At 71.1% G+C, this 12883-nt stretch carries 15 protein-coding genes; 7 read left to right on the top strand and 8 right to left on the bottom strand.

Annotation, left to right across the window (positions count from 1 at the left end; genetic code table 11):
* Position 1: 1 nt before the first annotated feature.
* Both ACFYPS_RS00730 and ACFYPS_RS00725 read right to left on the bottom strand, forming a co-directional pair.
* The gene (locus tag ACFYPS_RS00730; protein ID WP_354962560.1) at positions 2-1678 is read right to left on the bottom strand and encodes an ABC transporter substrate-binding protein; all 1677 of its coding nucleotides are present in this window, start codon (positions 1676-1678) and stop codon (positions 2-4) included.
* Positions 1679-1765: 87 nt separating this feature from the next.
* Positions 1766-2350 (bottom strand): TetR family transcriptional regulator, encoded by a 585-nt coding sequence (locus ACFYPS_RS00725; RefSeq protein ID WP_354962561.1) that lies wholly within the window; start codon positions 2348-2350, stop codon positions 1766-1768.
* 9 nt (positions 2351-2359) lie between these two features.
* Here ACFYPS_RS00725 and ACFYPS_RS00720 point away from each other — a divergent pair, with 9 nt between their 5' ends.
* Positions 2360-3112, top strand: a complete 753-nt coding sequence (locus tag ACFYPS_RS00720) for an NAD(P)H-binding protein (RefSeq protein WP_354962562.1) — start codon at positions 2360-2362, stop codon at positions 3110-3112.
* A gap of 198 nt (positions 3113-3310) precedes the next feature.
* Here the strand turns inward: ACFYPS_RS00720 and ACFYPS_RS00715 are convergent, their stop codons facing one another.
* Together ACFYPS_RS00715 and ACFYPS_RS00710 are read right to left on the bottom strand one after the other, a co-directional pair.
* Positions 3311-4003: a glycoside hydrolase family 2 protein gene (locus tag ACFYPS_RS00715; protein ID WP_354962563.1), complete on the bottom strand. Its 693-nt coding sequence runs from the start codon at positions 4001-4003 to the stop codon at positions 3311-3313.
* Positions 4004-4199: 196 nt separating this feature from the next.
* On the bottom strand, positions 4200-6137 hold the full coding sequence (locus ACFYPS_RS00710) for a Na+/H+ antiporter NhaA (RefSeq protein ID WP_387322120.1): 1938 nt from the start codon (positions 6135-6137) through the stop codon (positions 4200-4202).
* Positions 6138-6235: 98 nt separating this feature from the next.
* Here ACFYPS_RS00710 and ACFYPS_RS00705 point away from each other — a divergent pair, with 98 nt between their 5' ends.
* The 3 genes from ACFYPS_RS00705 (at position 6236) to ACFYPS_RS00695 (ending at position 8314) form a co-directional block, all read left to right on the top strand.
* A complete protein-coding gene (locus tag ACFYPS_RS00705; RefSeq protein ID WP_354962564.1) occupies positions 6236-6679 on the top strand; it encodes a GNAT family N-acetyltransferase in 444 nt (147 codons plus the stop codon).
* 101 nt (positions 6680-6780) lie between these two features.
* Entirely contained in the window at positions 6781-7185 is a 405-nt protein-coding gene (locus ACFYPS_RS00700) for a hypothetical protein (RefSeq protein ID WP_354962565.1), read from the top strand.
* 79 nt (positions 7186-7264) lie between these two features.
* Positions 7265-8314 (top strand): SEC-C domain-containing protein, encoded by a 1050-nt coding sequence (locus ACFYPS_RS00695; protein ID WP_354962566.1) that lies wholly within the window; start codon positions 7265-7267, stop codon positions 8312-8314.
* Between the two features lie 9 nt (positions 8315-8323).
* On the opposite strand, the gene ACFYPS_RS00690 is transcribed toward ACFYPS_RS00695, so the two are convergent.
* Positions 8324-8929 carry an ABATE domain-containing protein gene (locus ACFYPS_RS00690; protein ID WP_354962567.1) on the bottom strand — a complete coding sequence of 202 codons (606 nt, stop codon included), beginning with the start codon at positions 8927-8929 and terminating at the stop codon, positions 8324-8326.
* 89 nt (positions 8930-9018) lie between these two features.
* Here ACFYPS_RS00690 and ACFYPS_RS00685 point away from each other — a divergent pair, with 89 nt between their 5' ends.
* Both ACFYPS_RS00685 and ACFYPS_RS00680 read left to right on the top strand, forming a co-directional pair.
* Complete coding sequence (locus tag ACFYPS_RS00685; RefSeq protein ID WP_354962568.1) at positions 9019-9765, top strand: metallophosphoesterase; 747 nt, start codon at positions 9019-9021, stop codon at positions 9763-9765.
* Positions 9762-10454, top strand: coding sequence for a LysE family translocator (locus tag ACFYPS_RS00680; protein WP_354962569.1), 693 nt, complete (start codon positions 9762-9764; stop codon positions 10452-10454). The genes ACFYPS_RS00685 and ACFYPS_RS00680 overlap by 4 nt, the downstream gene beginning before the upstream one ends.
* A 66-nt stretch (positions 10455-10520) precedes the next feature.
* Here the strand turns inward: ACFYPS_RS00680 and ACFYPS_RS00675 are convergent, their stop codons facing one another.
* The gene (locus ACFYPS_RS00675) at positions 10521-10988 is read right to left on the bottom strand and encodes an HAD family hydrolase (protein ID WP_387322115.1); all 468 of its coding nucleotides are present in this window, start codon (positions 10986-10988) and stop codon (positions 10521-10523) included.
* 122 nt (positions 10989-11110) lie between these two features.
* Here ACFYPS_RS00675 and ACFYPS_RS00670 point away from each other — a divergent pair, with 122 nt between their 5' ends.
* Positions 11111-11608 (top strand): DUF2231 domain-containing protein, encoded by a 498-nt coding sequence (locus ACFYPS_RS00670; protein ID WP_354962571.1) that lies wholly within the window; start codon positions 11111-11113, stop codon positions 11606-11608.
* 20 nt (positions 11609-11628) lie between these two features.
* Here the strand turns inward: ACFYPS_RS00670 and ACFYPS_RS00665 are convergent, their stop codons facing one another.
* A complete protein-coding gene (locus tag ACFYPS_RS00665; protein WP_354962572.1) occupies positions 11629-12069 on the bottom strand; it encodes a DUF1801 domain-containing protein in 441 nt (146 codons plus the stop codon).
* Between the two features lie 45 nt (positions 12070-12114).
* Entirely contained in the window at positions 12115-12780 is a 666-nt protein-coding gene (locus ACFYPS_RS00660; protein WP_354962573.1) for a DUF998 domain-containing protein, read from the bottom strand.
* Positions 12781-12883: the final 103 nt, after the last annotated feature.

Raw genomic sequence — 12883 nt, 5'->3', positions numbered from 1 at the left:
CCTACTTGGCGAAACCGGCGAAGGCCGCGCGGATCACGCCGTCCGGGAAGACCTGCAGGCCCTGGATCTGCTTGCTGACGGCGGTGAGGTTCCGCTGCCGGTAGAGGTAGATCAGCGCGTCGTCCTGCTGGAGCAGCGTGACCACCTGCCCGTACAGCTTCTTGCGCTCCTCGATGTCACCGGACTGGCGGGCCTGGGTCAGCAGGGCGTCGAGCTGGGGGTTGCTGTAGCCGGCGACGTTCTGGCTCGCGCCGGTGCCGACGAAGTTCGTGATGTTGGCGTCCGGGTCGATCCGCCCGCTCCAGCCGAGCTGCAGCAGCTCGAAGTTGCCGCGGTCCTGCTCGTCGAGGAGCGAGGAGTACTCCACCGGGTTGATCTTCAGATCGAACCCGCCGTCCTTGAGCATGGACTGGAGCGCCTGCGCGAGCCGCAGCGTGTCGGGCGTGTTCGACGCGAGGAGCGTGACGGTGTACGGGGTCTGCACGCCCGCCTCGGCGAGGAGCTGCTTGGCCTTGGCGGGGTCGTGCGCCGGGCAGGTCTGCGCCTCGGGCGACGAGAACGGGCTGGCGGGAGAGATGGGTGAGCAGGCGGCGGTGTGGATGCCGTTGAAGACCGCGTCGACCAGGGCCTTGCGGTCGATCGCGTGCTCGAAGGCCTGCCGGACCTTGGCGTTCTGGGCGATAGGACGGTTGATCGGCTTGGGCGGGGTGCGGACCCCGTCGACGTTGCCGATGTTGATGGTGAGGCCCTGGTAGCCGAGGGACTGCGACTGCAGGACGGAGACCGCCGAGTCCTGCCGCAGGGAGGCGACGTCCTGGGTGGAGACGCTGTCGGCGACCTGGGCGTCGCCGGAGCGCAGGTTGGCCGCGCGGATGCTGGCGTCGCTGAGGATGCGCCACGAGATGGCGTCGAGGTGGACCTTGTCGGCCTCGTAGTAGTTCGGGTCCTTCACGACGTCGATGGAGTTCTGCGGCACCCGCTTGGCGAACTTGAACGGGCCGACGCAGACCGGCGCCGAGGCGAAGTCGTCTCCGAGGCCCTGCAACGCCTTGGCGCTCATGATCATGCCGGCGCGGTCGGCGAGGGCGCCGAGCAGGGGCGCGAACGGCTGCTTGAGCCGGAGGACGACGGTCTGCGCGTCGGGGGTGTCGACGCCGTCGATGGGACCGAGTTCGCTCTTGCGCGCCGACCGGTCGTGGGTCAGGTGTCGCTGGATGGTGGCCTTGACCGCGGCGGAGTCGAACGGCGTCCCGTCCGCGAAGCGGGCGCCCTGGCGCAGCGGGATGGTGACCGTCTTGCCGTCGCTGCTCGTGGTGGGCAGGGCGGTCGCGAGCTGCGGTACGACCTGCGCCTGTTCGTTCACGTCGTAGAGCTTCTGGCACATCGCCTGGAAGACGTAGCGGGAGTAGAGGCTGCGCGACAGTGTCGGGTCCAGCGCGTCGGGTTCTGCCGAGAGGGCGATGACCAGCTTGCCGCCCTGCTTCACGGCAGCGGGGTCTGCCGGCGTACCGAAGGAATCCTGGCCTGCCGACTGGTTGTCGCCGGACTGGTTGTCATCCCCGCCGTTCGACACCGGTGAGCAGGCAACGACCGCGCAGGCAACAGCGACCGCCGCCACCGCGGCGCGGAGTGAACGGCGCCGGGGCAGGCTTGTTTCGCTGAGGGAGAGGTTCGTCATGGGGAGCTCCTCGAGTGGACGATTCGGGGAGCGTATGTTGTATACGATGTTCCACGCAAGACCTCCGGGGATGCCTCTCGCCGGGGTTCACGGCTGGCGGGGTCGGCCATGCAGGGCGGCCCGCAGCGCCGGCCCGAAGACGCGCCGGACGTCGGCCGGGGACAGCACACCGATCGAACGGATCGGGTTCAGGTACCGCGTGAAGATCAGCCCACCCAGCACGCCGACCGCCGCGGTGGCGCGTCGCGTCGCGTCGGGCCCGCCGAGAAATTCAGCGACGCGGAGGCGCAGCTCACCGTCCAGGTAGTCGCGCAGGGCGCGCATCGTGTCGTCGTCCTGCACCGCCATCCGGTTCTCGTCGGGCGATGCGGCGTCCCACAGGCCGGTGACCGAGTCGAGCAGGCGGTCGGCCAGGCCGGCCCGGTCACCCCGCAGAGCCTGGTCGAGCGCGGTGGGATCGACGCACAGCAGGGTCAGCGACTGGCTGAAGAGGCCCTGCTTGGAGCCGAAGTGGTAGCTGATGAGCGCCGAGTCGACGCCCGCCGCGGCGGCGACCGCCCGGACCGTCGTACCCGGATAGCCGTGCTTCAGGAACAGCTCGCGGGCGACCTCGGCGATGCGGGCCTTGGTATCCGGGTTGCCGCGGGGTCGACCCCGGGTTTTATTCAACACAGTTGAATAATGCTCCTCCCCGCTGGCACGGTCAACGCCATCAACCCCGCAACGAGGAGCGAGCACATGCGCACCGTCGTCTTCGGCGCCACCGGACCCACCGGCCGCCACATCACCGAGCAGGCCCTGGCCGCGGGCCACGAGGTCGTCGCCGTCACCCGCCGCCCACACACCGTCCAGCCGCGCACCGGCCTCACCGTGGTCGGCGCCGACGTCGCGGACCCGGACGCCGTCCACCGGGCCGTCGCCGGCAGCGACGCGGTCCTGTCCAGCCTGGGTGTCCCGCTCACCCCGAAGCCGATCACCGTGTACTCGCGGGGCAACGCGAACATCCTGGCCGCGATGCACCGACACGGTGTGAAGCGCCTTGTCACGGTCAGCTCCAGCGTCATGGATCCAACCTGGCGGCCGACCGGCGAGTTCTTCTTCAACAACGTGCTGGATCCGCTGTTCAACCGCAGGGTGGGCCGCACCGCGCACGACGACATGCGCCGCATGGAGTCCCTCGTACGCGACAGCGACCTGGACTGGACCATCGCCCGGCCTTCCGGGCTGTTCGACCACCCGGCCGTCACGCGTTACCAGGTGGCGGAGAACGTCGCGGACGGCCTGTTCACGGCACGCGCCGATCTGGCGGCGAGCATGGTGGCGCAGTTGACCGACGACCGGTTCGTCCGCCGGGCGATGGCGGTGATCACCACCGAGACCCGGCCGAGTATCGCCGGTCTGATCTGGCGCGAGGCCGTGCTGAGGAAGAAGTGACGCGCCGGTCCGTTCGTCCGTGCGGTGGACGCGCGACGATCTCGCCAACGTGCGCTATACCGCACAGGTAGATCTATGCCTGTGCGGTATAGCGCCCACAACACCGACCGGGCTGGCCGCGGCCCGCTTTCAATGCGGCACGAGTCGGCCAAGTCGCGGTGGGAAGCGGGCCCCCGGGCCGCCTCCCACCGCGTACTCCTAGTGGCCGGCCGAGTTGTACGCCTGAGCCGTCACCTTGACCTGACGGGCGAGACCGGACCGCGCGGGCCAGGAGATCTGCACCTGACGGGTCTCTCCCGGCAGGAGCCAGAAGTAGTTGTCGTCGTAGCGGGCCGGAAGAACCCGCTTGCCGTGCTGGTCACGCACGGCGAGCCGGACCAGGGCGGCGACCGTGCGGCCCTGGTTGCGGACCGTCGTGGTGACGGTGGACCGGCCGTCGACGACGCGTACGACGCCGGTCGACGTCGACAGTCGGGCCGTGGGCAGATCGTTGAGCGCCCGCATCTGCTCGGCCTCGTCGTACCGCCAGTAGGTGTTCTCCGCGAGCAGCCGGTCGCGGCCGTCCCGCAGCTCCAGCCGGACCAGGTGCAGCCCGCCACCGTCCGGCGTGGCGAGCGGGAAGACCGCCGACGTGGACGACCGGGCGACGTCCACCCGTTGACGCTGGGGCGTGCCCAGTGACCGGCCGTTCAGGTCGTAGCGCCGGGCGGTGACGGTGGCATCGTTGACCGCGGTGGTGGTGTGGTTGACCACCCGCACCTGCCAGGTGCCGGGGTCGGCCTGGACGTGCAGCGGCTCGCAGCCCTTGCGGGCTCCGTAGTAGGCGCCGTTCACGTCGAGGTCGTAGTCGTAGGTCTGCCAGACCGTGCTGTGCCACGCCGGGTGCGACATCCACAGCAGCAGGCCGGTGGCGTCCTGCCAGAGGTTGGCGTTCCACGTCCGCGGCGTCCGGCGTGAGTGGGAGCGATCCCAACTCAGGGGCAGATGCCACGCCGGGAGGCTCGGTCCGCATGCCCAAGATCGTAGAGCGCGTGGGGGCGGCGGTCCACAAGGCCGAACGGGACGAGCCGCCGTGCGCAGGTGTCGGTCAGCTCGCTGATCCGCCCTCGCTGCGGCGCCGGCGATCCCGCCGGCGGTACTCGGGGCGAAGCTTGGCGCTCGCGAACGCCGCCTCCACCGCCGCGGAGAGCGCGGTGATGTCGTACGCGCCGTGGTGGCGCCGGCCGTTGATGAAGAAGGTCGGGGTGCCGGTGACGCCGCTGATGTCGGCGGACTCGATGTCGGCGGCAATTCGGTCGACGCTCTTCAACTTGACCATGTGCTCCCGGAACTGGTCGAGGTCCAGGCCGATCTGTTCGGCATAGCCGAGCACATCGGTGGGATTGAGGGCGTCCTGGTGCGCGAGAAGCAGGTCGTGCATCTCCCAGAACGCGCCCTGCTCACTCGCCGCCTCGGCGGTCTCGGCGGCGAGTTGGGCATGCGGGTGGACGTCGGTCAGCGGCAGGTGCCGCCAGACGTACCGGATGTTGGCGAAGTCGGCCAGCAGTTCCCGGACCACCGGCTCGGCCTGCCCGCAGTAGGGGCATTCAAAGTCGCCGTACTCCACGACCGTCACCGGTGCTTCGCGCGGCCCGCGCACGTGGTCGCGCTCCAGATCGACCGGAGGCATCAGGTCGACGATGGCCTCGGCGACGCCCAGCAGCGCGCGGGCACGCCGCGCCGGCGGGAGCCGGGCAGCAGAGCGGAACACCAGCCAGGTGATGACGGACGAGCCAACCGTCGCGACGAGGATGCCGAGCTTCGCCTCCTCCAGAGCCGGGCCGTGCAGCGCGTGGGTGGCAATCAGGAGAGCGACGGTGAACCCGATGCCGGACACCGTGCCGACCCCGGCGACGGCGACCCAGCCGACCGGTGGCCGGAACCGGTTGCCGCTCAGCCGCGCCACCAACCACGAGGTGACCACGATCCCGGCCGGCTTGCCGACGACGTACGCCGCCACGACGCCGAGCGTGACCGGGGAGGCCACGGCCCTGCCCAGCAGTTCGCCGTCGATCATGATCCCGACGTTCGCCAGCGCGAAGAGCGGCACGACCACGTAGCTCGCCCACGGGTGGTAGAGGATCTGCAGCCGCTCGTTCGGCGACAACGCAGAGGTGAGCCCGGCCCGGGCCGAACGGGCGAGCTGCGGGGTGGGCTGTTCCCGGAAGAGGCGGAACTGGTCGCTCGCCCGCTGCAGTTCGCTGCGACCGGGGGCGTAGGCGTAGGACAGCAGCCCCATCACCAGGCCCACCACGACCGGATCGACACCGGACTCCGAGACCGCGAGCCAGGCCGCCACCCCCAGCAGCGCGTAGACCGGCCCGAACCGCACGCCCGAGGCCTGGACGACCAGGACGAGGCCGAAGATCCCCGCCGCGGCGAGCAGCGCCGTCGCCGAAGGATGTTTCGGGTAGGCGACCGCCAGCACCGCGATCGCTACCAGGTCGTCGATGACGGAGACCGTCAGCAGGAAACCCCGCAACCGATCCGAGAAGCGCGGCCCGAAGACGGCCAGCGCGCCGAGTGCGAGCGCCGTGTCCGTGGCCATCACCGCGCCCCAGCCCGCGGCGGTGGTGCGCCCGGCATTGATCACGAGATAGATCACGATCGGCACGAGCATGCCGCCGAGCCCGGCCAGCAGCGGCAACGCCAGCCGGCGCCGCTCCCGCAGCTCGCCGATGTCGAACTCGCGGCGCAGCTCCAGCCCGGCGACCAGGAAGAAGAACGTCATGAGTCCGCTGTTGACCCAGGTACGCAGGTCGTGGGACACGTGCCAGTCGCCGAGCTGGACGGAGAGGGACGTGCTCCAGAGCGACTCGTAGGACGACATGTGGATGTTGGCCCACAGGAGCGCCACCACCGCAGCGACCAGCACCACTCGTGCGCCGCCGGTCTCGGTGTGCAGGAACGCGCGCAGTGGCGAGTTGAACCGGCCGACCCAGGCGGTCCGGGTGGACCATCGTCGGTGCCGGTCGTCGCTCGTCACGGGACAATCCTCGTCGACCTGATCGCCCCGTGGTTCGGATTCGGACACGCGGCGACCGCCGGTCAGGGTGACGTGACCGCCGCAGTAGCCTGCCGATCATGGCGGACTGGAAGATCCGGCCGGCTTCGGCGGCGGACGTCGACGCGGTGGCTGAGTTGCGGGCCGTGGTGCTGCGGGCGGATCTGGAGCGGCTCGGGCGGTACGACGAACAGCGGGTGCGGCAGCGACTGCGGGACGGGTTCACGCCGGCGCACACCTGGGTGATCGAGGTGGGCGGCGCGTTCGGCGGCTGCGTGTCGCTGCGACCGGCCGAGGACGCCCACTGGCTGGAGCACTTCTACCTGGCCCCGCACCTGCAGGGCAGCGGCATCGGTTCGGCGGTGCTGCGCGGGCTGCTGGAGCGGTGCGACCGCGATGGAACCCTGGTCCGGCTCAACGTGCTGCAGGGCAGTCCGGCGCGGCGGCTGTACGAGCGGCACGGATTCAGACTCGAGACCGAGGATCCGGTGGACGTGTTCATGGTGCGCGAGGTCGGTGGATAGGGAAACGCCCGATTCCCCACCCGGGAATCTGGCATAGCGTCGATCCGGTCCGCCACGAATGAACACTTGTTGCAGCAGCGGCATGATCGGAGAAGTCACGAATGAACAGGGTGCGGCTCCTCGCGTTGGCCTGCCTGTCGGCCATGACGCTCACCGCCTGCGGAGGCGGCACCGCCAGTACCACCGGCTCGTCGCCGTCCGGCCCGAGCGCCGAGCCGAGCGCCGCAGCGGCCGCGTCCGCCACCACCGGCACGGGCTCCGGGTCGGGTGGGGTCACGGCGAGCGCCCTCTGTGACTACCTGCGGGTTGAGCTGCCGGCGTTGCGCAAGGCACCCGGCGAGATCGAGGTGATGGGGCGGCTCGCCACGGGACTCAGCGGATGGTACGACGAGCGGGGCGGAGTACCCGACGGCAGCGAGATCGACAAGCTCAGCCGGGAGCAGTGCGCGGACGTCCGCACCGAGGTGCTCAAGCTGGCCGGGGTGCAGAGCTTCCTCCAGATCTAGCGACGTGGGCACCGACGTGAGAGCGGCGTTACAGCGGATCTGCCGGCACACCGGGAGCGCCCCGACGTAGCGTGAGATCGTGCCGACGAAAGACGTACTCACCAAGGCTGACCTCGCCGAACTTCGCCGCTCGGCGCTCGGGATGGCCGACCCGCTCGGTGTCGCCGCCGACCTGTCCGACGCGGTGCGACAGGACCGGCTGGAGGACCCGGACGACGCCGGCGACGCGCTGACCCTGGCCGCCGAGATCGCCGAGATCCGGGGGAAGTCAGATGCCGCGCTCCGGTACGCGGAGCGGGCCCTAAAGGTGTACCCGTCCGGGGACGACCCCCGGGCCGGGTTCGCCCGGGCGTTGCGGGCCCGGACCCTGTTCCAGGCCGCCGGCCGGGAGGACGAGGCGATGGCGGAGCTGACCGCCCTTCGCCCGCTCCTGCTCGTCCAGCCCGACGCCCCCGCCTACGTGAGCGCGGCGCTGGACTCCGGTGGTCGTTCGGCGATCGCCGAGACGTGGCTGAGCGAGGCGGTGGACACGCTGCTCGGCGAGCGCGCCACCGCCGCCGGAGGGGCGGCGCAGGCCATCACCGCCGTCGAGCCCCCGGTCGAGGTCGGCCCCCCGGAAGCGCCCGGTGTCCTCTTCTTCCTGCTGCAACAGCGACACCGGGTACGCCGGAATCTCAACCTGCCGCACGACCGGCACGACGATCTGGCGGACCGGCTGGAGACCCAGCTCGTCCGTCGGGCGGCGCAGCGCGAGGGCGGCCAGCAGGACCTGATCTTCTGGCCCCGCCCCGAGTTCGACCGCCTGCTGGCCGAACACCCCGACCTGACCGAGGCGTACGGGCCGGACTGGGACGCGCACCGGGCCCGACTGGAGAAGGAGCTGGTCCGGCTGGCGAACGCGGGCGGGACCGGTCTGGGCGTGCTCAGCGCGACGGTGGCCGGCCTGGACGCCCATGCCAGCCGACGGAACGGCGATCCGGCCGACCCGCAGATCCGGGCCGGCTACGCGGGCGAGCTCGCGGCTCGACCGAGTGTGCGGATTCCCTGGCCACCGGAGCGCAACGACGCGTGTTGGTGCGGCTCGGGTCTGAAGTACAAGAAGGACTGCCTGCCACGCTCCCGGAGCTGAACGGGGCAGCTATCGAGCCGGGGTGTGCCGCTGGTAGTGGCGGGCGACGCGGGCACGGTTGCCGCAGGAGGGCTTGCACCATTCCTGACGCGGGTGGTCCTTGACGAAGTAGCGTACGCAGCGTGGCGCGGGGCAGGCGCGCAACAGGTCGCGGGTCGGACCGGCGATGAACTCGATGGCGGCACGTGCCAGCCCCGCGGTGATCGCCAGCCGCGTGTCAGCCGCCTCGCCGTGCCAGGCGAGGGACGGCGTGTCCTCCTCCGCCCAGGTCAGCACCGGCCGGACCGGCAACGCCCCAGCGGCCTGGTTGAGCCGGGCGACCGCCTCCTGTGGAGAGAGCAGCGAGGCGGAGTCGGCCCGGCTCGGCGGGCCTGGGCGGACCGCCACCGCGAAGAGGGTTCGCGCGGCGCGGCGCACCGCGACCACGTCGAGCCGGGTCCGCTCGTCGACCACGCCGCCAGGAATCTCGAACCCGCCTACGTACTCCCGCAGTGGCTCGGCCTGCTCTCGGAGCCAGGCGGTCAAGCCGGCGAGGTCGGCGAGGTCATCGGCGACGCCGCCGTTGCCGTCATGTCGAATCGTGCTGACCAGGGCGAGCGCGAGCTGGGCTGACATCGGACCCCTCCTGTTCCGGCTTGTGTGGCCGACGCCGGCCAGTGTAGCTTCCCTAATGCCTTTTCCGTAGATAACCATTAGGGGCCGTCGTGTTGGTCATCGCGCACCTCAGTGACACTCACATCGACAGCCACCCCCGATCGGCCGAGCGGACCGCCCGGGTGATGGACCACCTGCACGCCCTGCCACGACCGGTCGACGCGATCCTGATCACCGGGGACATCGCCGACCATGGCGAGGTGGCCGAATACGAGACCGCCGCCAAGCTCTTCGACTCCCCGCTGCCGGTCATGATCTGTCCCGGCAACCACGATGTGCGCGACGCGTACCGCAAGGGTCTACTCGGCGACGACCGTGGCGGCACCGGCCCGATCAACACCCGGTACGACGTGGCCGGTGCGGTCTTCCTCCTTGCCGACTCCTCCGTGCCCGGCGAGGACGACGGCCACCTGGACGAGGAGACCGTGACGTGGCTCGCCGACGAACTGGGTTCGGTGCCGGCCGAGACGCCGACGTTCATCGCCCTCCATCACCCGCCGGTCGTGCTGCACCACCCGGTCATCGACCCCATGCGACTGCTGCCCGCCGACCCCCTGGCCGACCTGGTCACCGCCCACCCGCAGGTCGTCGCCGTGCTGACCGGGCATTTCCACACCGCCGCCGCGAGCACCTTCGCCGGCCGCCCACTGCGAATCGCGCCGGGGGTGGTCTCCACCCTTCGGATGCCCTGGGAGGGCGAGGGACGGTTGACCACCCAGGCCCAGCCACCCGGCGTCGCATTCCACGTGTACGACGACACCGGCCTGCTCACGACCCACTACCGGGTCGTGGTATGAGCACGCATGGGGTCGCCGTGCTCGGCTTTCTGGTCGCCGTCGCGCCGATCACCACCACGCCGGGAGCGAGCCTGACGCTGGTCGTCTCGCGCGTGGCCACCGGCGGGCGGTGGCAGGGGTGGTGGGTGATCCTCGGTACGGTCACCGGGCTGTACGTGCACGCCACCCTGGCCGCCGTCGGCCTGGCCGCGCTGGTGCTTCGCTCGTCGCAGGCGTTCTGGGTCGTCAAGCTGGTGGGTGCCGCCTACCTGGTCGGGCTCGGGCTCTGGCTTCTCTGGTCCGCGACCTACCGCCGCACAGCGGCCAGGTCAGGGGCGTCGGGCGTGGCCGCGGCGGAGGAGACGCCGACGACCACGGGCCGGCCCGCTCCGGTCCGCATCCGGAGGCTTCCGTGGCGCGTCCACCACCCCTACCTCCAGGGGCTGCTGAGCAACGTCCTGAATCCCAAGGCGGCCGCCATCTACCTCACCCTCGCGCCGCAGTTCCTCGAACCGGGCCGACCGGTGCTGGTGCCGATGTTGCTTCTCGCCACGGCGCACGCCGCGCTGCACAGCTGCTGGCTCGCGGGATGGACCGCCGTCTCCGGTGCCGCCGCCCGGCTGCTCCGCACGGCCAGCGTTCGACGCATGCTCGATCGGCTGACCGGCGTGATCCTGCTCGGCCTCGGTGTGCGGTCCGTGGTGGCCTGAGCCCGAGTGCCCGCCCGGGTGCGCGCCGCCCGCGGCGGCCACGACGGTGGCTGGCCGGCCGGGCCGTTATCGGAGGATCTCGGCCAGCTCGGACAGGTCGGCAATCTCGTACGCGACCGGGGCATCGCGCGGCGCGGTCTGCCCCCGGTGGTTGACCCAGACGGCCCGGATGCCCGCCGCGTGCGCCCCGCCCACGTCGGCGGTGAGCGAGTCACCGACATGCAGCACCTCGTGCGCCTCCAACCCGAGGGCGGCGAGCGCCCAATCGAACATGGCCCGGTCCGGCTTGTACGCGCCGGTGGCCTCGCTGGTCACCACGGCCGTGGAGGCCAGGCCGTGGTGAGCCATCGCGGCACGCACGTCGTCCGTGTCCACATCGGACACCAGGCAGATCGGCACGGTGACGCGGGACAGGAACTCACGGGTGCCGGGCCGCAGCGGTGGCGAGCGCCAGTACCTGAACTGCGCCGCGCACAGGGCGGCCGGGTCAGCCGCGCGGCCGGCGTCGGCCATCACCGAAGCCAGACTCGTCATCGCGCTGTCCCGCAACGAGCGGAACCGCGCTCGCACATTGGGGGCTGACACACCCCGCGCGTACCGATAGCGTCCTTCCCTGGACGATCACGGTCCGCCCGCCACCGCCGGAGGAGACGCCGATGTTCGAGGAGTTCATGGGCATCCCCGCCCACCCTCTCGTGTTGCACGCCGCGGTCGTGTTCGTGCCGCTGCTGGCCCTCCTGACCGTGGCGTATGCGCTCGTCGCGCCTGTCCGGCCACACACCCGCTGGGTGCTGGGGCTGCTCGCGCTGGGCGCGCCGCTCGCCGCGCTGCTCGCGAAGCTCTCCGGTGACGCCTTCTTCGCCCGCATGCGGTCCGCCAACCGGGTCACCCCCGAGTTCGTGCCGAAGATCGAGGCCCACCAGCAGTTCGGCGACATCACGCTCTGGGCCACCATCGGGCTGGCGATCATTGCGCTGGCACTGGTTCGGTTCGTCCCGCCCCGAGCCGAGGCGAGCGAGACCGGAGGCGGTGGCACGGGTCGGGCGCTGACCCTGGCGTTGCAGGTGCTGTCGCTGGTGGCCGCGGGCGTCGCCCTGTACTACGTGATCCGCACCGGCGACTCCGGCGCGAAGGTGGTATGGACGGGTCAATGACCTGACCAGGCGGTGCGGGGTCAGCGTCGGCTGGCCCGGTCGATGCCCTGGTGCACCCGCGCGGTGCGGTCGATCAGCTCGCGCAGCGCGCTCTCGTCGACGGTGTCGAGCCGTTTCAGGTAGAGGCAGCCCTTTCCGGTGCGGTGGGGGCCGAGGCGTTCGAGGATCGGGCCGTACCGATCCTCGAAACCGCCCACGAGGTAGACGACGAGGTGCTGCTTGCGCGGTGAGAAACCCACCAGCGGCGCGTCGCCCGTACGCCCGCTGTCGTAGGTGTAGTGGTAGCTGCCGAAGCCGACGATGCTCGGACCCCACAGCACCGCCGGCTCGCCGGTCACCTCGCCCATGAGCGCGCGGAGCCGCCCCGCGTCGGCCCGCCTACGCTCGTCGGGAACCGCCGCCAGGAAATCATCGACGCTGACCTCGGTCGGAGCTGTCACCGGCTCTTTCGATGCCGCCATGACGGGATGCTCTCACGCCCGTACGACGAGGCGCCGACGCACAGGTCAGGCCACATCCTGGCGCGCTCGCCAGGAGAGAGCGACGAGCCACCCCGAAATGATCACCGCTCCAACGGCGAAGCGGATGCTCGCGCTCTCCTCGCTCCACGGCAGGGCGGTGAGCACGAACGCGACGACCCCGCTGGCGGCGCTGTGGACCGCCCAACCCCGCCGCCCCTGGCCGGCGAACCGCCGGGCGAACAGCAGACCCGCCGCGATCAGCGACAGGAACGCCGCGGCGCCACAGACCGTGTGCAGGACGCTGCCCGTGCTGGCGTGGGCGGCAAGCCCCGCCGGGGCGCCCGGCGGCCAGCCGAGCGCTGGGTCGGGCACGAAGATGCCGCCACCGACCATCGCCGCCCCGTAGACGCCGACCAGCACCGGCCCCACCGTGCCGGCCCGGCCCGGACGCAGCACCCACCACAGGCCCACCGCGAAGGCGAGAGCCAGCAGGCCGGTGCCCACGAACGCGACGAACTGCAACCAACCGAGGTCACCGAGGGTGAGCGAGCTCAACGCGTGGCGGCGCAGGTCGAACCCGGATCTGGTGAAGGCCTGCCCGAACGACAGGGCCGGGAAGAGGACACCGGCGACCGTGCCGCAGCTCAGGAGGAGTCGGGTGCGGCGTTGGACGGACACGACCCGCTCGGGGGCAGGGGTCAAGGACGTCATGTGGATACCTCTCGTGTCGGCGTCACGTGTTCTACCGTCACGACGAACGAGACCCGGCCGGATCGACACCACCGGCGAAGGAAGTCGGCATGCTGGTGCGGCC

The organism is Micromonospora sp. NPDC005087 (assembly GCF_042872965.1).
Taxonomy (GTDB): Bacteria; Actinomycetota; Actinomycetes; order Mycobacteriales; family Micromonosporaceae; genus Micromonospora.
The sequence above is the reverse complement of the archived record's forward strand: the minus strand, read 5'-3'. Positions and strand labels throughout refer to the sequence as shown.

Coding starts and splice junctions, on each gene's coding strand:
- ACFYPS_RS00720 (WP_354962562.1), top strand. CDS start 2,360: ATGCTCCTCCCCGCTGGCACGGTCAACGCCATCAACCCCGCAACGAGG.
- ACFYPS_RS00700 (WP_354962565.1), top strand. CDS start 6,781: ATGAACAGGGTGCGGCTCCTCGCGTTGGCCTGCCTGTCGGCCATGACG.
- ACFYPS_RS00730 (WP_354962560.1), bottom strand. CDS start 1,678: ATGACGAACCTCTCCCTCAGCGAAACAAGCCTGCCCCGGCGCCGTTCA.
- ACFYPS_RS00660 (WP_354962573.1), bottom strand. CDS start 12,780: ATGACGTCCTTGACCCCTGCCCCCGAGCGGGTCGTGTCCGTCCAACGC.
- ACFYPS_RS00680 (WP_354962569.1), top strand. CDS start 9,762: ATGAGCACGCATGGGGTCGCCGTGCTCGGCTTTCTGGTCGCCGTCGCG.
- ACFYPS_RS00665 (WP_354962572.1), bottom strand. CDS start 12,069: ATGGCGGCATCGAAAGAGCCGGTGACAGCTCCGACCGAGGTCAGCGTC.
- ACFYPS_RS00670 (WP_354962571.1), top strand. CDS start 11,111: ATGTTCGAGGAGTTCATGGGCATCCCCGCCCACCCTCTCGTGTTGCAC.
- ACFYPS_RS00705 (WP_354962564.1), top strand. CDS start 6,236: ATGGCGGACTGGAAGATCCGGCCGGCTTCGGCGGCGGACGTCGACGCG.
- ACFYPS_RS00715 (WP_354962563.1), bottom strand. CDS start 4,003: ATGTCGCACCCGGCGTGGCACAGCACGGTCTGGCAGACCTACGACTAC.
- ACFYPS_RS00690 (WP_354962567.1), bottom strand. CDS start 8,929: ATGTCAGCCCAGCTCGCGCTCGCCCTGGTCAGCACGATTCGACATGAC.
- ACFYPS_RS00675 (WP_387322115.1), bottom strand. CDS start 10,988: ATGACGAGTCTGGCTTCGGTGATGGCCGACGCCGGCCGCGCGGCTGAC.